The organism is Parafrankia irregularis (assembly GCF_001536285.1).
Lineage (GTDB): Bacteria > Actinomycetota > Actinomycetes > Frankiales > Frankiaceae > Parafrankia > Parafrankia irregularis.
Genome location: NZ_FAOZ01000004.1, coordinates 237,623 through 256,836, shown reverse-complemented (window position 1 = coordinate 256,836; position 19,214 = coordinate 237,623). Strand labels below are relative to the sequence as shown.

General features: G+C 70.7%; 15 protein-coding genes. 8 read left to right on the top strand and 7 right to left on the bottom strand.

Translation table 11 applies throughout. The features are described 5' to 3' along the window. Positions 1–194 precede the first annotated feature (194 nt). Entirely contained in the window at positions 195–1,286 is a 1,092-nt protein-coding gene (locus AWX74_RS08125; RefSeq protein ID WP_207550273.1) for a LacI family DNA-binding transcriptional regulator, read from the top strand. A gap of 336 nt (positions 1,287–1,622) precedes the next feature. On the opposite strand, the gene AWX74_RS08120 is transcribed toward AWX74_RS08125, so the two are convergent. Genes AWX74_RS08120 through AWX74_RS08110 form a run of 3 tightly spaced genes read right to left on the bottom strand, consistent with a single transcriptional unit; the run spans position 1,623 to position 6,824 of the window. Beyond that, positions 1,623–2,663 carry a 1-acyl-sn-glycerol-3-phosphate acyltransferase gene (locus tag AWX74_RS08120; RefSeq protein WP_091273303.1) on the bottom strand — a complete coding sequence of 347 codons (1,041 nt, stop codon included), beginning with the start codon at positions 2,661–2,663 and terminating at the stop codon, positions 1,623–1,625. Continuing rightward, positions 2,660–3,595: a patatin-like phospholipase family protein gene (locus AWX74_RS08115; RefSeq protein WP_091273302.1), complete on the bottom strand. Its 936-nt coding sequence runs from the start codon at positions 3,593–3,595 to the stop codon at positions 2,660–2,662. Before AWX74_RS08115 ends, AWX74_RS08120 begins: the two co-directional genes overlap by 4 nt. A gap of 58 nt (positions 3,596–3,653) precedes the next feature. Next, positions 3,654–6,824, bottom strand: a complete 3,171-nt coding sequence (locus AWX74_RS08110; RefSeq protein WP_091273301.1) for an EAL domain-containing protein — start codon at positions 6,822–6,824, stop codon at positions 3,654–3,656. A gap of 301 nt (positions 6,825–7,125) precedes the next feature. On the opposite strand from AWX74_RS08110, the gene AWX74_RS08105 reads away from it, so the two are divergent. Together AWX74_RS08105 and AWX74_RS08100 are read left to right on the top strand one after the other, a co-directional pair. After that, positions 7,126–8,712, top strand: coding sequence for a GGDEF domain-containing protein (locus AWX74_RS08105; RefSeq protein WP_193209778.1), 1,587 nt, complete (start codon positions 7,126–7,128; stop codon positions 8,710–8,712). A 349-nt stretch (positions 8,713–9,061) separates the two neighbouring features. Further along, positions 9,062–10,147 (top strand): lipocalin family protein, encoded by a 1,086-nt coding sequence (locus tag AWX74_RS08100; RefSeq protein ID WP_091273296.1) that lies wholly within the window; start codon positions 9,062–9,064, stop codon positions 10,145–10,147. 89 nt (positions 10,148–10,236) lie between these two features. Here the strand turns inward: AWX74_RS08100 and dtd are convergent, their stop codons facing one another. Together dtd and AWX74_RS41170 are read right to left on the bottom strand one after the other, a co-directional pair. Further along, entirely contained in the window at positions 10,237–10,668 is a 432-nt protein-coding gene (gene dtd / locus AWX74_RS08095; RefSeq protein WP_091273293.1) for a D-aminoacyl-tRNA deacylase, read from the bottom strand. A 5-nt stretch (positions 10,669–10,673) separates the two neighbouring features. Continuing rightward, entirely contained in the window at positions 10,674–10,868 is a 195-nt protein-coding gene (locus AWX74_RS41170; protein ID WP_226931142.1) for a hypothetical protein, read from the bottom strand. Between the two features lie 529 nt (positions 10,869–11,397). On the opposite strand from AWX74_RS41170, the gene AWX74_RS08085 reads away from it, so the two are divergent. The 4 genes from AWX74_RS08085 (at position 11,398) to AWX74_RS08070 (ending at position 15,895) form a co-directional block, all read left to right on the top strand. After that, the gene (locus tag AWX74_RS08085) at positions 11,398–12,615 is read left to right on the top strand and encodes an ABC transporter substrate-binding protein (RefSeq protein ID WP_091273291.1); all 1,218 of its coding nucleotides are present in this window, start codon (positions 11,398–11,400) and stop codon (positions 12,613–12,615) included. A gap of 129 nt (positions 12,616–12,744) precedes the next feature. Further along, the gene (locus AWX74_RS08080) at positions 12,745–14,418 is read left to right on the top strand and encodes a sensor domain-containing diguanylate cyclase (RefSeq protein WP_165615519.1); all 1,674 of its coding nucleotides are present in this window, start codon (positions 12,745–12,747) and stop codon (positions 14,416–14,418) included. A gap of 317 nt (positions 14,419–14,735) precedes the next feature. Continuing rightward, positions 14,736–15,488: a mediator of RNA polymerase II transcription subunit 31 gene (locus AWX74_RS08075; RefSeq protein WP_091273286.1), complete on the top strand. Its 753-nt coding sequence runs from the start codon at positions 14,736–14,738 to the stop codon at positions 15,486–15,488. A 137-nt stretch (positions 15,489–15,625) separates the two neighbouring features. Beyond that, positions 15,626–15,895: a DUF397 domain-containing protein gene (locus AWX74_RS08070; RefSeq protein ID WP_091273284.1), complete on the top strand. Its 270-nt coding sequence runs from the start codon at positions 15,626–15,628 to the stop codon at positions 15,893–15,895. Between the two features lie 311 nt (positions 15,896–16,206). On the opposite strand, the gene AWX74_RS08065 is transcribed toward AWX74_RS08070, so the two are convergent. Then, on the bottom strand, positions 16,207–17,061 hold the full coding sequence (locus AWX74_RS08065) for a helix-turn-helix domain-containing protein (RefSeq protein ID WP_091273282.1): 855 nt from the start codon (positions 17,059–17,061) through the stop codon (positions 16,207–16,209). A 371-nt stretch (positions 17,062–17,432) separates the two neighbouring features. Continuing rightward, positions 17,433–18,356, bottom strand: a complete 924-nt coding sequence (locus tag AWX74_RS08060) for a TIGR03564 family F420-dependent LLM class oxidoreductase (RefSeq protein ID WP_091273280.1) — start codon at positions 18,354–18,356, stop codon at positions 17,433–17,435. Between the two features lie 193 nt (positions 18,357–18,549). Between AWX74_RS08060 and AWX74_RS08055 the strand changes: the two genes are divergently transcribed. Continuing rightward, positions 18,550–19,200 (top strand): nuclear transport factor 2 family protein, encoded by a 651-nt coding sequence (locus AWX74_RS08055; protein ID WP_226931143.1) that lies wholly within the window; start codon positions 18,550–18,552, stop codon positions 19,198–19,200. The last annotated feature ends 14 nt before the right edge of the window (positions 19,201–19,214 follow it).

Genomic DNA, 19,214 nt, shown 5'->3' with positions numbered 1-19,214 from the left:
CTAGATCTGTGTCAAGCGTCATACAAGGTCGGTTAGCTGGTAGCTTTGTGGTGCTTATAGCCATCTGTCGTTTACCTTCCGTGGCATCGTCCGACCCCCGACGGCGGAGCGATGGACTTGGGACGGTTCACACCGACTGGTATGTTTTGCACGTTTCAAGGAGGATGTCGTGGCGGACGAAGAGCCGACGCCGGTTGACCCGGCGGCCCCGGCGCGCCCGGCCGCCCGGCGGGCCCCCCGGCGTCAAGGACGTCGCGGCGGCCGCGGAGGTCTCGCTCGACACCGTCTCCAACGTCCTGAACCGGCCGCAGCTGGTCAGCCCGCGAACGCGGCAGAAGGTCGAGCAGGCCATGGCCGACCTCGGCTTCGTCCGCAACGAGTCCGCCCGGCAGCTGCGCGCCGGCCACAGCCGCAGCCTGGCCTACGTGATGCTCGACGCGGCGAACCCGTTCTTCACCGACGTCGCCACCGGCATCGAGGAGGTCGCCGCGGCGGCCGACCTGGTGGTCTTCCTCTGCAACAGCGGCGAGGAGGCCGGCCGCGAGGCGCGCCACCTCGATCATCTGCAGCAGCACCGCGTGCACGGCATCCTGATCACTCCGGTGAACGCGGCCGACGAACGGCTGAGCCGCCTCCAGGAGCAGGGCACCCCGGTGGTCCTCGTGGACCGCACCGCCGGGGCCTTCCACGGCTGTTCGGTCTTCGTGGACGACGTCCTCGGCGGCGAGCTCGCCGTGGCCCATCTGATCGAGCACGGCCACGAGCGGATCGCCTTCGTCGGCGGACCGGGCACGCTCAGCCAGGTGCGCCAACGCCGCGCCGGCGCACTGCGCGCGCTGGAGAACGCGGGCCTGCCGCCCGACCGCCTGATCGACCTGTCCACCAGCGCGCTCACCGTCGCCGAAGGCCGCGGCGCGGCCGAACGGCTGGCCGGGCTGCCGGCGCAGCGCCGGCCCACCGCCGCCTTCTGCGCGAACGACCTCGTCGCGCTCGGCCTGCTCCAGATGTGCGTCCGGCTCGGCATCGCGGTGCCCGACGACTGCGCCATCGTCGGGTACGACGACATCGACTTCGCCGCCGCGGCGACGGTTCCGCTGACCTCGGTACGCCAGCCGCGCCGGCTGCTCGGCTCCACCGCCGCCGAGCTGCTGCTCGACGAGGCGAACAACCCTCGGCATCAGCACCAGCAGGTGCAGTTCACCCCGGAACTGGTCGCCCGCGCGTCGACACTCGGTTATCCGGCGCGGTCACACATCGGCACGAACACACCCGCCGCCGTTATGTGATCAGTCGATCAGTCGTCAGATCTTGCTCGACAGCAGCAGCGGCCCGAAGCCATAGCTCGAACCTCGATCCTGCCCAGCAGCGACACCGATACGAGGCCACAGGTCAAGCTTTGGGCCTCCGCTGCCGGAGCTTCCGCGCCAGCGGAGCTTCCGCTGACGCAGAGCAAGAAGTGAGGATTTTGGTCGACTGGACAACCAAAATCCTCACTTCTTGTCGATTACCAAGCTACACTGCGCACCTTTTGCCGCTATTAATGTGATTTGCTGGCGCTGTGCGGCGCGGCGGACACCAGCCGGGGCAACGTCAGGCCAGGGCAGCGTCAGACCAGGGCAGCGTCAGACCGGGGACTGCTGCGGGTGGTGCGGGACGGATGGGCAGGCGGGCCGGTGGGCGTCGATCCAGGCGTCCACCACAGCCCACTGCAGGGTGAGCCAGTCCGTCCGTTCCGCACGGGCGGTCGGCAGCCTGCCGGCCGGGAACCACCACCAGCGCATCGTCATGGGTGTCGCCAGGGGCAGGGCCCGCCAGAGAAGCCCCGGGCTGACCAGACCGTCCAGGCCGGTGTGGGCGACCACCACCGTCCCGGCAACGGTGCCCGGGTCCAGCGCGGCGAGCACTCCGGCCGAGCGCGGCGGGAGCACATGGGTGAGGTTCTCCGCCACCTCCGCCCGCACGTTCTGCCCGCGCCGGCGCAGGCCCGCGATCACGCGGCGGCGACGCCGGACGGTGAAGTTCGCCCCCTCAGGGAAGATCACCAGGGCATCACCGGCGGTCAGCCCGCCCGCCAGGGTGTTGATCCGGGCCACCGCGGTGGCGTCGGCGCCATCGGCCCCGGCCCGCAGGAAACAGGCACCGAGCCGGCCGAGCAGGATGTCTATCCCCGGATCGAGCTGGAGCGTGGCGAGCAGGACGACCCGCGGCGTGCGCCGGTAACGGTTGGCGACCAGATCGATGAGCGCGAACGAGTCGCCGGCGCCGGCATGCCTGCTGGCGACCAGCACGGGTCGACCGGCGCAGTCGAACGACCCCGCGGGCGGCTCCTGCACCGCCAGCCGGAACCGCGTCAGCCGGCCCGCGGCCGCCATGAGAAGCGCCAGCGTCGCACGCAGCAACGCGAGATTGGCCTGCTCCCACCGCGCGCGCAGCAGCGGACGAACCAGCCATAACCCGAATCCGATGATGATCACGACCGTCTCGGCGACCAGGTAGACCGCGGCGAGCGCGGCGGCCCGACTCAGCCGCAGCCGCCGGTCCAGCGGAGCGCTGGCCAGGCCCAGCACCGCGACGGCGGCGCCGAGCATTGCTCCCACGACGGCGAACAGAACGAACAGGGGGTCGATGAGAAGGCGGCGCACAGCGCGCGGCGGCACCCTCACCTCGCGCTCACCTCGCGCTCTTCGCGTTCACCTCGGGCCGGCTCGGCGGCGGCCTGGGGCCGGCCGACCGGCGCGGGCCGTTCGAGGTAGGCGGCGGTGGCCTCCCGGGCCCGCTCGATCCGGCGACGGACACCGGAAGCCGACCGGTAGCGCAGTCCGAGCAGCGGTGCCCCGTTCCCGTCACCGACCGGCAGGACGTGCACCGTCACCCCCGCCGGCAGGTTGGCCATCGCATCGGCGAAGCCGCGGCGCCGGGCGATCTCGAAGGCGACCAGCCCAGCCTCCCACGGCCAACGGCCTGGTCGCAGCGGTCGCTCGATCCTGCCGACGTGCAGCACGTACACCGTGCGCGCGCCGAGCGACACCGCCCGGCCCACCGGCGTGCTGTCGATCAGACCCCCGTCGACGTAGTGCTCGTCATCGATCCGCACCGGCGGGAGCAGCGCGGGCACGGCACAGGAGGCCAGTACGGCATCGACCAGCGGCCCGGCACCGAACCAGTGCGCCGCCGCCCGTTCGATGCTCGCGGCCACGCATTGGAAGCGCACCGGCAGCTCCTCGAACGTGGCGGGTAGCTGCTGGCGCAGCAGCCGCCGCAGCGGGGCGTTCGAGTGCAGGTAGCCATGCTGGACGACCGTGGCCAGACGCTTCGCCGGACCGCCCGCGAAGATTTCCGAGCTGCCCAGGTCCGACCACAGCTCGGTCAGTCGATCGAGCGCGGCGACCGTCGGGTCGGCGGCGACCGCGGCGCCGTTGATGGCACCGACCGACGTCCCGACGAGCAGATCGGGCCGGCATCCGGCCTCCAGCAGCGCCCGGAGCATGCCGATCTCCGCGGCGCCGAGCATCCCGCCGCCGCCGAGCACGAAGGCGACCGGGCCCGTTGCGGCCGCCGGCAGACCCGCTGCGGCCGCGGGCGGAATGGTCGTCACCGAACGCTGCTACCCACGCGATCGCACGGCGAATCCAGAAACCACTTCGGGCCAGGCGTCACGCTCCCCTGCCGTAGCGGTCCCGCTGTGGCGCCGGACGGCACGCCATCCACCGCAGCCGCGCGAGGGTGCAGCGGGCCGGGGTGGCGAACATGGTCACCGCCCGCATGACGGACGGCTCCACGGCGCGGATCGGCTGCGTCCACCGGACGGTGACGAAGCCGAGCAGGCCGCCTTCGTCCGGCATGGGAACCACCATCGCGGAGCCGATCTTCAGCCGATCCACCCGCTCGTTCGGGATAAGCGGGGTACCCGCGGGATCCGGGACGAACAGCGGGGCCCGCAGCTTCGACAGCGCACGCAGCGCCGCCTCGTCGTCGGGCGTGGCCCGGGCCCCCACCTTCGTCATCGGCTCGGTTCCCGGTGCGACCGACCAGCCGGCCGCCTCGAACACGGTCGCGCCCGGAATCTTCGCCATCATCACTCCGACCGCGTCCGCGCCGACGAGGGCACGGATGACGTCGGCTATCAGGGTGGCCGCGGCGGGCAGGTCGTCGGGATGCCAGAACTGGTCGAGGCGTTCCAGCCCGCTCGCGGCCTGCTCGCTCATCATTCGGTCCCGGCGTGCCTCGCACAGCCGCATCGTCTGGGCGGCGAGGTTGCCCAGCGCATGCCGCTGGCCCGGGGCGAGCTGGCGAGGCATCCGGTCGGCGACGCACAGCGCACCCAGCACATGCCCGTCGGATGTCCGTAGCGGCGCCGCGGCGAAGAAGCGCACCGGGGCGGGCGGATCGGATTCGACCACGTGCGCGAAACGCACATCCCGCGCCGCGTCGGCGATTTCCAGGTATTCGCCGGACCAGACCGCATGGGCCGCCACACCCGACCGGCCGGGAATGCTGACGATCTGCCGGCCATGACTCGATTTGAACCACTCCCGGTCGGCGTCGACGAACACGACATAGGCGTTGGCGCAGTCCGCGATCTGGGCGGCGAGCACGACCACCTCGTCGAACTCGGGCTCCGCGGGCGTGTCCAGGATGTGATAGCGCCGCAGCGCCGCCAGCCGGGAGTCCTCATCGGCCGGGACGGGCGCGGGGAGACCGCCCAGCGCCCAGCGGTCCTGGAGGCTCGGTGTGACGCCTCGGACCGCCGCGTGTTCGTCACCGGCATCCGTCCTGGTTGCCGAGGTGGCCCGGGCTGGCTTCCCGTTCGGCGAGACCTGCCCGTTCCGGGAGGTCTGCCCGTTCCAGGGGTCCTGACCGTTCCGGGAGGCCTGCCCGTTCCGGGAGGTCTGCCCCTTCCGGGAGGTCTGCGCAGTCGGGCATGCCCGCCGGTCTGGGCTGTCCGGCCCAGGCCCCGCGGCCGGAGCCGAACGACTGCCGGCGGCGAGCAGTGGGGTCAGCTCCCGCGCAGGCAACGGCACCGACACCGCGTAGCCCTGCAGGACGTCACAGCCGAGCTCGGTGAGAATCCGCTCGCTCGACTCGTCCTCGATGCCCTCGCCGACCACACGCAGGCCGAGGCGGTGCCCCAGGTCGACCACCGACCGCACGATCGCCATGTCCGGGAGGCTGCCCTGGGCGTCCACGACGAAGCTTCGGTCAATCTTGATCTCGTCGAAGGTCAGCGCTTTGAGGATCTCCATGGAGTTGTAGCCGGTCCCGAAATCGTCCATCGACAGCTTCACGCCGGAGACCCGCAGCTCGCTGAGCATCGCGGCGGCCCGGGCCGGCTGGGATACCAGCGCGTTCTCGGTGATCTCAAGCGTGAGCACGTCAGGGGGGAGATCGTAGGCAGCCAGCCGCCCGGCGACCACCTTCGGGAGCGCGTCGACGACCAGTAGCCGGGGCGACAGGTTCGCGGAGACGGCCACCGGTATCCCCTCCGCCCGCCAGCGCGCGCACTGATGCAACGCCTCGTCGAGCTCCCACCAGGTCAGCTCGACGATCAGCGAGGAACGTTCGGCCATCGGCAGGAACGATCCGGGCGGAAGCAGCCCACGGGACGGATGGCGCCAGCGCATCAGCGCCTCGACCCCGACGATCTGCCCGGTCGCCGCCTGCGCCATCGGCTGGTAGTAGAGCTCCAGCTCGCCCTGGTCGATCGCGGAACGCAGCTCGGCGTGCAGCGCGAGCTCCCAGGGCCGCACCGCGGCCATCCCGGTCGTCCACACCCCGACCCGTTCGCCGCTGCGCCTGGCGTCAGCGAGCGCGGCGTCCGCGCACGACAGCAGCTCGATGACCCGCTTCCCGCAGGCGGGCGCCGACGTGAGTCCCGCCGTCGCCTCCACCTCGACGTCCACACCGCCGATCCGCAGCCGGCCGTCGAGTTGCCGCAGGACGTCCCGACCGAGGTCGGCGAGCGCTGGATCGGCTGTCTCCGGCCCGGGCGACACCCAGCCGGCTCCGGCCGCCCCGGGCGGAGCCGGCTCACCGGGCAGCAGCAGTGCGAACTTGTCCCCGCCCAGCCGGGCGGTGAGCAGCGGCGGCGGCCTGACCAGGCGGAGCCAGCGGCCGAACGTCCGCAGGACGTCGTCGCCCGCCTCGTAGCCGAACGCGGTGTTGATCTCCTTGAAGTGGTCGAGGTCGACGACCATCAGCACGGTCTGGCACCCCGCCGCCGATCTCCCGGCGATGAGCGGATCAGCCGCCTGGATCAGGCCTGGGCGGCTCGCCAGCGCCGTCAGGGAGTCGGTGAAGGTTCGGGTGCGCCCCCACCGGAAGGACCCATGGGCCAGCGGTCCTGCGGCCAGCACCCCCAGGACACTGCCCACCGCGGCGAGCGGGTACTCCGTGAGACGCCCGTTCACGCTGAAAACGCCCAGAACGAGGGCCGTCATGACGACGGCCTGCGCCATGACGACGCCGAGCCGGTTCCACGCGAGCCCGGCCTGGCCACCCGCCCATGGGAACCAGAACAGCAGGGTGATGGCCAGTTCGTCGGATCCCGCCATGGCCAGCATGGCCGCCACCACGGAGGTCATCCCGACGCACGAGGCCAGAGTCAGCCGCCGGAGCCACCGCGCCGGCGCGGCGCACGTCGCGGCCACGGTGACCGCCCCGAGGCTGGCCGCCGCCAGGGCGCCGGGTTGCAGATAGTCCGGGGAGCCGGGCATGACCGCCAGCAACAGCAGGAAGATCGACCCGATCAGCGGCGGACCGACGAAGAAGGCTCGATCGCCGGCGGCCCTGTCAGGAACCGCGCCGTGAGTCCACAGCCAAGCCACACACCCCCTCTACCCGGCACCGGCCCGGTAGAGCACGCCACCCCGCGCCCCTTCGACAACCCGTACCGGCGCCATTCGAACACGAAGCGCGATCGTCAGACCTGCGCGCTTTCTCCGGACCGGGCATCGTGGGAGGCCAGGTATCGAAGGAGGCAAGCCCTTGGAAGACGGGGGCATCGAGACACGATCAGGCCGAACACCGCGGATGGACGACTCGCGCAGAGCCGGCGCCGCGGGAGGCGCGAGCGCCGTCGCCACACAGGTCCGGCCGGTAAATGAGCGGACCTTCCATGTTCTGTTTGTGCCGGTCCTGACGTTGCTCGCGCTGTCGGCCACGGGCCAGCTGGCGCTGCCCGGCCAGCCGCGTCTGATCGCGCAGGCGGCCACCGTGCTCACCTGCAGCGTGGTGACGACGTCTCTCGCGATCATCGGAATCGTGCGCACCCGGGGGGTGGACCGGCGCTGGCGGCTGCTCGTCGCGGCGGGCCCGCTGTCCTCGATTCCCGCCGCCGTCGAGTGGACGATCCAGTACTCCTCCGGCAATCCGATGACGCTCCAGTTCACGCCGATCGAAGGCCTGTTCCTGCTCGCCCCGGTTCTCACGACCGTCGGCCTGATCTGCATGCCGGCGGCGCCGGTGGCCGACGGCCGGCCGACCCGAGCACCCCCGCAGCACGCCACCCGCTGGACCCCGCGCTACTCCCACACGATCATCACCCTGGACAGTCTCCTGATCGTCCTGTCCATGCTCCTGATCGCCTGGTACGCCCAGCTGCGGGACCTCACCCCCACGGTGGTCACCGGGACGTCGTTCATCATCGCTGTCGCCTTCATCCTCACCGCGGCGATGATGCTGGTCGTTCTGATCCTGGTGGCCGCGTTCCGCCAGCCCCACAACGGCCGCGCGCTCGCCCTGCTCGCCTGCGGCATCATCGCGACCGCGGTCTCCGAGACGGCGCTGGTCCGGCTCAGCCTGCCCGGCGAGGTCGACGTGCGGGCAACCGTGCAGCAGTGGATCGGTGCCGCCGCCGGCCCGCTCCTGGTCGCCTTCGCCATGATCGCCCCCGAGCGGGCGCCCGCGCAGCCACCGCTGCGGGGCCGTGGCACAGCGCCGACCAGTCGCCGCCGGCGGCGACCCGAGATCCGCCCCTGGCTGCACGCCTATCTGCCCTACCTGCCGCTCAGCCTCGCCGCCTCCCTCGTGCTGGCGACGGCGGTGCGCGACGGCGCGCTACGCGACCTCCCGCTGTACCTGGCGATCGGACTCGCCGCGCTGGTCAGCCTCCGGCAGATCGTCAGCGTCACCGAGAACCGCCGGCTCGTCGCCGACGTGAAGCTGGCGCACCATCGCCTCCAGTATCAGGCGGACCACGACGGACTGACCGGGCTCGCCAACCGCGCCCTGTTCACCCGGGAACTCGAACACGCGGTCGCCACCCATCAGGACCATGGCCGGCCGGTGGTCGTCCTCTTCTGCGACATCGACCATTTCAAGGCCGTCAACGACACCCACGGCCACCACGCCGGCGACCAGCTCCTGCGCACGGTGGCGGCCCGGCTGCACACCGCCGTGCGCCAGGACGACCTCGCCGCCCGCCTCGGCGGCGACGAGTTCGCCGTCCTGCTCGCCGACTCCGGCCCCGACCCGGACACCAGCCCGCGGGTCGCCGGCGAGCAGTGCGCACGACGGATCAAGGCGGCCATGGCCAAACCGGTGGCGCTCTCGGGCCACACCGCGCAGATCCAGATCAGCATCGGCCTCGCCCTGGCCGACGGCCGGCCCACCAGCGCGGAACATATCCTGCACCAGGCTGACACCGCGATGTACCACTCGAAGCGCCGCCGCAAGGAGAAGAACGGAAGCTCCCGGTCGGTACACCCTGGTTAGGTACGTCCCGGTCGCATCCCCTCAGGTACGCCCTCCGCAGGTACGACCTCGCCGGTACGTCCTCGCCGGTACGTCCTCGCCCGGCGACGCCTTCACCTCCGCGGGCGCACGTGGACATCCACGTAGTTCTACGGATGCGGGTCATCGGCCTTCTCATCGAAGCTGACCGGGAATCCAGGAGATCTTAAGGAATAGCCAAGCCTCGTCGCCGGCTCAGGCTCTTCCCTCAGGTCGACGGATGCGCAGAGTCGTCGCACGGTCGCGCGCCTCTACCACCAGCCAGCGTTTGGGAGGCAAGTTGATGAAAATCAGCGGATTATGGTCGGGCCGCCGTCGAGGTAGGCGCCTGATGGTCACCATCGGCGCGATGTGCACCCCGCTTCTGCTCCTCGTGGCTGCCCCCTCCGCATCCGCCACCATGGCGCCGGTATCGCTGCCGATCGACGAGGCCGCGCACCCTGACACCACCATGGAGTGGTGGTACTTCACCGGCCACCTCCAGGGCACCGACGTCTTCGGCAAGAAGCACGAGTACGGGTTCGAGGTCACCCACATCCGCCTCGACGCCCTCGCGACCGAGCCGGTGGCAGCCGCCTACAACGGGCACCTCGCGATCAGCGACATCACCCGTGGGACGTTCACGCAGAACATGTCAATGGTGGGCCTGCAGCCGGACGTCGTGCCCAGCGGCGGCGGTTTCAACAACACCGTCGGCACGACGCACATGGACGGCAAGAACGGTGTGAACCACCTCTTCGCCGGCTTCTCGGACCTCAGCTACTCGTCGATCAACCTCACGCTGACGCAGTCCACCCCGACCGCGTTGCACGGTGACGCCGGGGTGATTCCCTACGGCCCGTTCGGCGAGTCGGCGTATTACTCGCAGACCAACCTGAAGGTCAAGGGGACGCTGTGGGACCACGGCGTGCTGGTAAACGTGACAGGTATCGCCTGGCAGGACCACCAGTGGGGCGACTTCGCCCCCGGCACCGGCGGCTGGGACTGGTTCGCCATCCAGCTCTCGAACAACACGCAGTACATGCTGTACTTCATCAAGGACGAGAACGAGCAGATCGTCGAGACGGTCGGCACCCTCGTCAAGGCCGACGGCAGCACCGTCAAGCTCAACCCGACCCAGGTCAGTGAAACCCCGTTGGGCACCTGGACCAGCCCACACACGGGGTACACCTACGACTCGAAGTGGACCGTCACCGTACCCGGCGGAACGCTGACCATCACGCCCAAGCTTCTTGACCAGGAGCTGTCGATCTCGGGTCTGTCGAACGGGTCGTACTGGGAAGGCGCCTCCAGCGTCACCGGCACCATCAACGGCCAGGCCGTCACCGGCCAGTCGTACGTGGAGCTGACGCCGACCTACACCATGTTCCAGCGCGGCTTCGTCTTCGATCTGATCAAGGACGCGCTCGGCCTGTAGCTGCCGAGCAGCCGGGGCGGGGACACGAACCAGGCCGGACCGACCGTCACGGTCCGGCCGTCACGGACCCCCGCCCCGGCACATCGCGCTCACGCGCCGTCGACATCGAGAATGATCGTCTGCGGGCCGACGTTCACGCTTTCGACCAGCATGTGCGCGCGGAAACGACCCGTCTCGACCCGCGCGCCCAAGGCGCGCAGCCTCTCGACGACGGCCATGACCAACGGCTCGGCGATCTGCGCCGGCGCGGCGTCCTGCCAGCCTGGACGCCGGCCGCGGCTGGTGTCCGCGTAGAGAGTGAACTGGCTGACGACCAGTACGGGCGCGTCGATCTGCGCGGCCGACCGTCCGCCATCCAGAATCCGCAGATTGTGGATTCTGCTCGCGAGCTTCTCGGCGGTTGCCGTGGCGTCAGTGTGGGTGACGCCAACCAGAACCAGCAGGCCGTTCTCCACCGAGCCGACGACATCGCCGTCGACGGTGACCGACGCGCGGCTGACCGTCTGCACCACCGCCCGCATGACCTTCAGTCTGACATGTCCGCACCGAGGACCTCGTTGGCGAAACGGGTGTTGGCGGACAGTCCTTCGAACGGCGGGCTCGCGGCATCCTCGGTGGCCAGCAGATCGGGCTGATCCCCGAAGCGCAGCGGCGACACCGGATCGGTCGGCTCGGCGCCGGCCCCGACCGAGGCCAGTGCACCACCAGGCGCTCTTCCCACCGGGGCGCGCGCACGAGTGATGCGCCCGCCGGCGAAACCCGCCCCGAGCCCCGCCGCCAGCAGCAGGGCTGACCGGACCCGTCCGTTCCGACGGCCCAGGTCACTCCGACGGCCGACGTCACTCCGACCGCCGAGGTCACTCCGACGATCCGGGTCACTTCGACGGCCCAGGTCACAGGGCCTCCGCGGCCCAAAAGCCATCATCGGCGGAACCTCCCACGTCGCGGCCCGGCGTCCTGCACCTGACGCAGGTCTGTTCGGAAGTCCCCGGGCGTAAACGCAGCCCCACGGGAGACCGCTGATCAGCAGCCCGATGGCCCTGACCTGCCCCGATGGGATACCCCACGCCCCGGTCTGGTCGATATAGTCCGCGAACCTCGAACTGACAGTTCTGCGACCAGCATCACCAGGTGGGGGGCTTCCTGTGCACACGCCGCGTACCGCCGCGCCGGAAGAGGGGAACGGTGCCCGTAGTCGTACCGTCGGCACCGGCTCTCCTCGGGACCGACGACGAAGGTTACGCAGGTCGGTGACTGCCACCCTGCTCAGCGCGGCAGTGATGGTCGCGGGCGCCTGCACGGGCGGCGGCGCGGACAAGGACGGTGGCGAAGCCGCGCAGGCATGCACCTCACCGGGGGTGACACAGGATGCCGTCAAGGTCGGCGTCATGTACCCGGACACGGGGCCTTTCTCGTCGTCGTTCCAGGGATTTCGCGGCGGGATCACGGCCCGCTTCGCGCTCGAGAACTCCCGCGGTGGGGTCCACGGCCGCGAGATCAGCACCATCTGGGCGGATGACCAGGCGTCCGCGGACAGCAACCGCACCGAGGCCCAGCGACTCGTCGAGGGGGAACAGGTCTTCTCCGTCGTGGAGGCGTCGGTAGCCGAGGGCAGCTCAGCCCAGTACCTGGAAGAACAGGGCGTGCCGGTCACCGGAGTCGGGCCCTCCGTCGCCTGGACCCAGCACCGGAACATGTTCACCTGGAGCTCGCTGCTGAGCCAGGGCGCGGTGACCAGCGCGTGGGGCCAGATCGCCCACAACCTGGGTGGCACCCGGGCGGCGGTGCTCGCGGTGGTAGGAGTTCCCTCGTCGCAGGAGCTGGCCACCACCATCGCCGCCAGCATGCAGCGGGAGGGCATCCAGACCGTCTACCAGAATCTCCAGCTCGACCCGCTCCTGAGCATGACCACGTTGGCCAGGGCCATCGCCAGCAGCAAGGCCGACATCGTGACCGGTGTCATCACCCCTGAGATCTGGGCCGGGCTCGCACCGGCGCTCAGGGCACAGGGTGCGCAGATCACCGTCCCGCTGTTCCCCAACGGGTACGACAAGGAGACCCTGCGGTCCGGCGGCAGCGCGTACGCGGGCATGTACGTCGCGCAGGTGACCGCGCCGTTCGAGCTGCAGCTGCCCGCCCACCAGGAGTTCTACGCGGCGCTCACGCAGTACGCCCCCGAGGTCTCCACGCAGCAGGGCCAGCTGGCACTCAACGGCTGGCTGGCAGCCGACCTGATGCTGCGCGGCCTGAACGCGGCCGGGGCCTGCCCGACCCGGGACGGCTTCATCGGCGCGCTGCGCTCGGTCCTGCAGTACGACGCGGGCGGCCTGGTGCGCCCGGCCGCGAACCTGACCGACTACACGCTGCCGAGCGCCTGCCTGAACCTTGTCCGGGTGGACTCCAGCGGGCAGAACTTCGAGGTCGTCGGAGACGCCCCGATCTGCGGGCAGGTGCAGCCCGTGTCCTGACACGTCCGGTGTCCGCCCGGCCCCTGACCAGTACGCACCGGGCGGACAGCCTCAGCGGCGCGATAGCCCCCGCGTAGCCCTGGGTAGGTCCCGATGGATGGGAAACCCGGCGGGGCGGCGGGAGGAACAGTGCGATGGCGCAAGCTGGTCGACGACCTGCCGGTCGGCGTCGTAGTGGTCACCCCGCCGGACGAGCGCATCTCCTATCTCAACAACCGCGCGGTCGCCCTGTTCGACCGAGACCGGCCCGAACTGCTCGGCACCCCGCTGATGTCCCAGCTGTCCTTCGACGAGTGGGACGAGCTGCTCCCTCGCGACCAGCACTCCTCGCCAGACCGCCACGCCATGGTGATCCGGCGGCCGGGCGGCTCCGCGATGCCGGTCGTGATGACCAGACTGGCATCAGGGCCCGGACGCGCTGACTGCGCGTGCTTCCTCCAGGACCGCGCCGACGGCGACCTGCTGCGCGAGCAGGTGCAGACGATCCTCGCCCACAGCCCGGTCAGCTTCGCGTTGCTGGACGCCTCCGGGCGGGTGCTGATCGGTGGCGGTGGTATCGCCCCGGGAGCTGTCGCCGGGCTGGCACAGTCGACGGTCTCCTCCGTCTTCGAGGTCTTCGCCGACGAGAAGGAGCTCATCGAGCTTCTGCGCGACGCGCAGTCCGGCCACGTCGTCGCACGTACCACCGCCGCCGCCGTCGGCGGCCAGGTCGATGTCAGCCTCACCCCGTTGTTGGACGCCCACGGCAAGGTGACCCGGATGGTCGGGGTGGGGGTGGATGTCACGGCCCGTGAGCGGACCCGCACCCGACAGGCCGTCGTCGCGCGGTTCGCCCATCAGGCTCTTGAGACCGCCGACTCGGCCGCACTGTGGCGCCTGGCAGTGCGAACACTCGCCGGTTCACTGAACGCGCACGTCTCACTGTGGGATGTCGGCTGTACGGCTCCGATGGCCTGCACGGTGCCCGGAGCGGCGCTGGGCCCACCCCCCGGCTGGGCCAGCCTCGTGGCCGCCCACCTCGCCGGAACCAGTGACACCCCCGCGGCCGGCGACATCCGGTACGCGTCCGTCGTCCCAGGCTGGCAGACACTGGTGGCGGGCGCGGGGCAGGGCCGCCGGTCGGCACGGGTCGTCGTGGTGCAGCGGCCCAGCACCGGCGCCGACACCGACACCACTACCGACACCGCCGGCGCACCCGCGGACGTTGTGGACGTCGCGGACGACGAACAACATGTTCGGGCCATCGCGGACGTCCTGGTCTCCGCCACCACGCGGCTGGCCGCGGAACGCCAGCTACGGTACCGGTCCCAGCACGACGACCTGACCGGGCTGGCCAACCGCGCAGCGCTCCTCGACCACCTCGGCCAGGCCCTCGACCCCTCCCGCGGCCAGGGCCGTTCCGTCGCGGTTATCTTCCTCGACCTCGACGGCTTCAAGACAATCAACGACAACCACGGCCACACAGCCGGGGACGCCGTTCTGCGCGCCGTCGCCAACCGCCTGTCAGGGGCCGTCCGGCCCACCGATCTCGTCGGCCGGCTGGGCGGGGACGAGTTCGCCATCGTCTGCACCGAGGTGCGCGACCGCGGCCAGATGGAGCGGCTGGCCCGCCGGGTCATCGCCCGCCTGGGCGAGGCGATCTCGGTGGAGGGCGTCCTCCACACGGTGACCGCCAGCGCGGGAGTCGCCATCTCGGACGCGGGCCGCACCAGTCCGGACCGCCTGCTGAACGCCGCGGATATGTCCATGTACAAGGCCAAGCAGGCCGGGGGCGGGCAATCCGTCACCACCCACCAGGTATGACGACCGGCCTCAGGGCGCCCGAACCGACCGCGGCGATCCGGGATTTCCGAGTCGTCCACTCTCACCGAGCCGATGCGGTTTCACCTCGATCATCGGCGGACACCGGCGATCTTCTGAGGCTGTCGTCCGCCTGCGGAACCGCGCGCCGCCGACACCTGTCGGGATCTCCTGACGCTCCCACCCGCGGAGTCACTACACCCCAGCATCATCCCGCCATCGCGGGCGCACCCGCCGGACCCGGCGAGGCGGTGGATCGAAAAAATACCGTTCGCGCGGCAACCACCGAAACGGAGTCGGGAGAGCGGGGTATCGGCACGATGAGCGCGGGTGAGCGGTGGATCCTGGCCTACGAGTACGAGCCCGGCCGGTCGTGTGTGCCCGTCGGGCTGTCCGTCGAGGTCGGCCGAACACTTGTCGTCGGCCGCGAGGGCGAGCTCAGGCTCGGCGTCGAGGTCCTCAACCGGGGGATCTCCCGAAAGGCGATCGAGGTGACGGCCGCCGAGGACGGCTGGGACATCAACGTGCTCAACCTCAACGGCGCGATGCTGCACCCCTGGGGCCAGGCGCCGCAGCGCATCACCGGGCGCCAGTTCCTGCGCTGGCCGCGGCTCGCGATCCGCCTGCTCGGCGGGGCGAAGCGCCAAGGGCCCGACACCAGTGATCCGGCCCATCACTGGCTGCTGCTGGAAGCGGACACCGCAACGGTGACGACCCAGGGCCCGCGGGCCCAACCGCCCACGACCACCTGGACCGTCAGCCCCGAGCCTCCGCTGCCACTGTCCGGCCCGCAGGAGGAGGCGGTGCGGCTGGTCTTCAACGAGCTGCTGCAGTGGCCGCCGCGGCTGCCCGCACAGCCCATGCAGCTCGACGCCGCCGCCCGCCGCCTCGGTATCGGCGAGAGCGCGGTACGGGAACGGCTCCGACACGTCCACGAGCGGGCGGTACGGCTGGGCCTGCACCGCCGGGTGGGGCTGACCAACCCCGACTACCTCTACGTCCTCGTCCAGGCCGGCTACCTCGCACCGCCCGCGTTCGCGGCCTATCGCCGCACACCGGCCTGGTTGCGCTGACCGGACACTGCGCCAGCGCAGCCTTTCGGAACAGGCCACGAAAAGGTGTGATCGTAGTGTCCACCGACGGTGGTCCGGAGCCCGCGAGACTCGCTCCGCCTCGGCCGATCGTCCCGGCCTTCCATCAAGGAGTGTTCATGTTCCGCCCCGCGCACCTGGACAGCGCGTCGCATCCCGTCACCTCCGCCCCCGCCGCTGCCGCTGCCTCCGCCGACCGCGCCTGGCTGCGCAGCAGCTTCTGTCAGGGCGCCGCGGACACCTGTGTGGACGTGCAGCTCGAGCCGGGTGGTGTCGGCGTGCGCGACTCGAAGGACCTCGACGGGCCGGTCCTGCGCTTCACTCCCGAGGAATGGGAGGCGTTCCTTCGCGGCGTTCGTAACGGTGAGTTCGAGCTGCCGCTGATCTGAGTCACCTGAGGGCCGGCCAACCCGGCCGGTCGCACAGTTCATCCGGCCACGACCGGCATTTCGTTGAGATCGGTGGACGCATCCGCAATACTGCAGCTTGCAAGTTGCATCTCGCAAGTTGCGCGAGGCTTCCGCCTGGTCGGCAATCTGGCCAACCGCCACCGAGACGTCCGGCCGGACGCAAGGCTCGCCGCCGTCCCACACGGGGAGAGGGACGGCGGCGAGCCCAGGTACCCCCGGCGGGTCAAGAGGCAGGCCGCAGGTCAGCGCCGGTCCGTACAGGTCTGTGCAGACCGGCACAGCCCGGCGGGTCAGCGCAGCCCGGCGGCCCGCGCGGCGATCAGCTCGAGGGAGCGCTCCGGCGTCAGCGCGGCGCTGCGCGCGCCGGCAAGCGCGGTCCGGTAGCCGCCCGCCTCATCAGGGTCATCGATCAAGGTGCTCCGGCTCAGCTGCTCGGCGAAGACGACCGGAGTCATCACATCCTCCTCGCCGTCGAACTCGAAGATGATGAAACCGACGCCCTCCGCGGCGTGCGTGGCGGCGTCGAACGGCACCACCCGGAGGACCACATGCGGGGCCGCGGCACGCGCGAGCAGATGGCGGCACTGGCCAGCCATCACCTCGGCGCCACCGATCACCCGGCACAGCACGGCCTCGTCCAGGACGATGTCCAGCCGCGGGGGCTGTGGACGGTCCAGCAGGTGCTGGCGACGCAGCCGCAGCGCCAGGCGCCGCTCAACCAGGTCGGCGGTGATCCCCTCCACCGAGGAGATCAGTGCGCGGGCGTACTCGGGGGTCTGCAGCAAGCCGGGCACGATCGACGTGCTGTGCTGGCTGATGGCCGGCGCGCCGTCCTCGAGGCCGAAAAGCGTGGCCGACCCCTCGGGGACGATGTCGGCGAACTCATGCCACCATTCCCGACCTCGGGCCTGGCGCACCAGCTCGATCATCGCCTCGTGGTCGGCCGGCCCGAGCCCGAGCACGTCGGCGATCATTCGCAGGTCGGCGACGCGCACGCCGGTGCGCCCGGTCTCCATCCGACTGATCTTGGCTGGCGAGCACTCCATCCGGCGGGCCATCTCCTCCAAGGTCAGGCCGGCCCGCAGCCGCCGTTCCCGGAGGCTCAGCGCAAGTCGTCTGCGCGCGACGACGGCGTTGGTCGCCATGGCGGCCGCCTCACCTTCCCTGCCCTGGGTCGGTACTCATCCTGACGGATTCAACTCCACCGGGAGGCCGGATGCGCAATTTGCATACGACAAATTGCAGCGTGCCAGGAAGGGTGCCGGCGCGGCAACCGTTCGTGACGATACGTCCGCCCGACCCACGGGCGGCGCCCGCCCCACGCGGCCACACCCGACCCACGGCCACCACCCAACGATGATCCCGCCGCACCGCCGCGCAGCACCGACATTTCATCTCAAAAAGGGCAGAGATTCACTTGGTGATCCGCAAGAAAGAAGGATTTCGGTCGCCGGAACGACCCGAATCGTTCACTCTTGCGACTTGACAAACGGGCTACCGGGCTACCGGGCAGGCGTTAGTCGAGGAGCTCCTGCAGCAGGCTGGTAGTGCGGCGCAGGGAGGCGACCCGCGCCTCCCGGGTGTCTCCGACCGGGACGATGTTCACCCAGACCTCGGTGGCGCCGGCGCTGATCAGCGCTTCCAACTGCGCCCGGACGGAGGCCTCGTCGCCCACGATGGCGGCGTCGCTGGGGGTGTCGGCGCCACCGAGAGCGAGAATGCGCTGGTAGTTCGGCATGCCCGCATACCCGGCAGCGGTCGCGGCGGTGGCCTCCCGGGCCTCGGCAAGGTCATCGTGGACGGCCACGGGCAGGCCCGCGACAACGCGGGGAGCCGGTCGCCCGGCAGCCGAGGCCGCGGCGGACAGCCGGGGCACGATGTGCGTCTCGATGGCCTTCGGCGGGGCCATCCACAGCACCACGCCGTCGGCAAGCTCACCGGCGATGCGCAGCAGGCGCGGCGACAGGGCGGCGAGCAGGACCGGCACCGGATGGGTGAGCGGCGTCATCCGTCCCGCGCTGCGGGTTGACCAGTCCTGCCCCTGGAAGTCGACGTCCTCGCCGCGCAGGAGTGGGCCGAGGATCGTCAGGTACTCCTCGGTGCTGCGCCCCGGATGGTCGTAGGACATCCCGTACGCGTCGCGCACGACCGATTCGTGCGACGGCCCGAGGCCGAGCGTGAATCCGGGCCGGCCCATGGTCGCGACGACCGAGGCGGCCCGGTTCGCCTGCAGCAGCGGATGGCACGGGTAGGTCTGCAGCACGGCGGTGCCCAGCTCGATCCTGGACGTCTCCCGCCCGGCCAGCGCCATCGCGACGAGCGGGTCCCCGGTGACGACGCTGGCGTACCAGAGCGCGTGGAACCCGTCCCGCTCCGCCTGGCGGGCCTGCTTGACGATCTTGTCGGGCGTCGACGCGCCTCCGGTCAGACCGATACGCATGGCTGCCTCCCGGGGCCGGGCCGAGCGCGTTCGCGGGCCCGCGGTCTCATCGGAGCCCGCGAGCGCAAGAGAATCACGCTCTCAAAATCGTGGACGCATCCTTTTATACATGTGTATGGTCCCGATGTGCAGGGCTGAGGGCCCGCACCCCGCCGGAATCCCGCCAGCGACTCCGGCCATCGAAGGAGCGCGCATGCCCGACGACGAGCACGGCGAGAACGGCAAGCACAGCAAGCACGGCGAGAACGGCAAGCACGGCGAGAACAGCGAGCACGGCGAGAACAGCGAGCACGGCGAGCTCGACGGCCTCCGCCGTCAGGTCCAGTACCTGACCGACCGCACAGCGATCATCGACTGCATCGCCGACCATGCCCGTGGCTGCGACCGCCACGACCTCGACCTGATCTCGGGCACCTATCACCCGGACGGCGTCGACGAGCACGGCGCGAAGACCAACCCCGGGCCGGAGTACGGCGCCTGGGCGAACACCGTGCACGCGGCCACCTCACAGCAGCACCTGCACAACATCACGACCCACAGCTGCGAGATCGACGGAGACGTCGCGCACGCCGAAAGCTACGTGCTGGTCACCCTGCTCAGCCCCGACGGCCGGACCGCGACCCTGATCAACGGCCGCTACCTCGACCGCCTCGAACGACGCGACGGCACCTGGAAGATCAGCCTGCGGCGGTCGACCGTCGAGCTCATGCTCACGGCCGACGCCTCGGCGCTGCAGACGCCGGCGTTCCAACGGCAGGGCTACCTGAAGGGCACCCGGGACCAGCACGACCTGGCCTACCAGCGACCGCTCCGCCTCGACTCCCCCGCACCCGCGCGCTGGTAGCCGGCAAAAGCGGC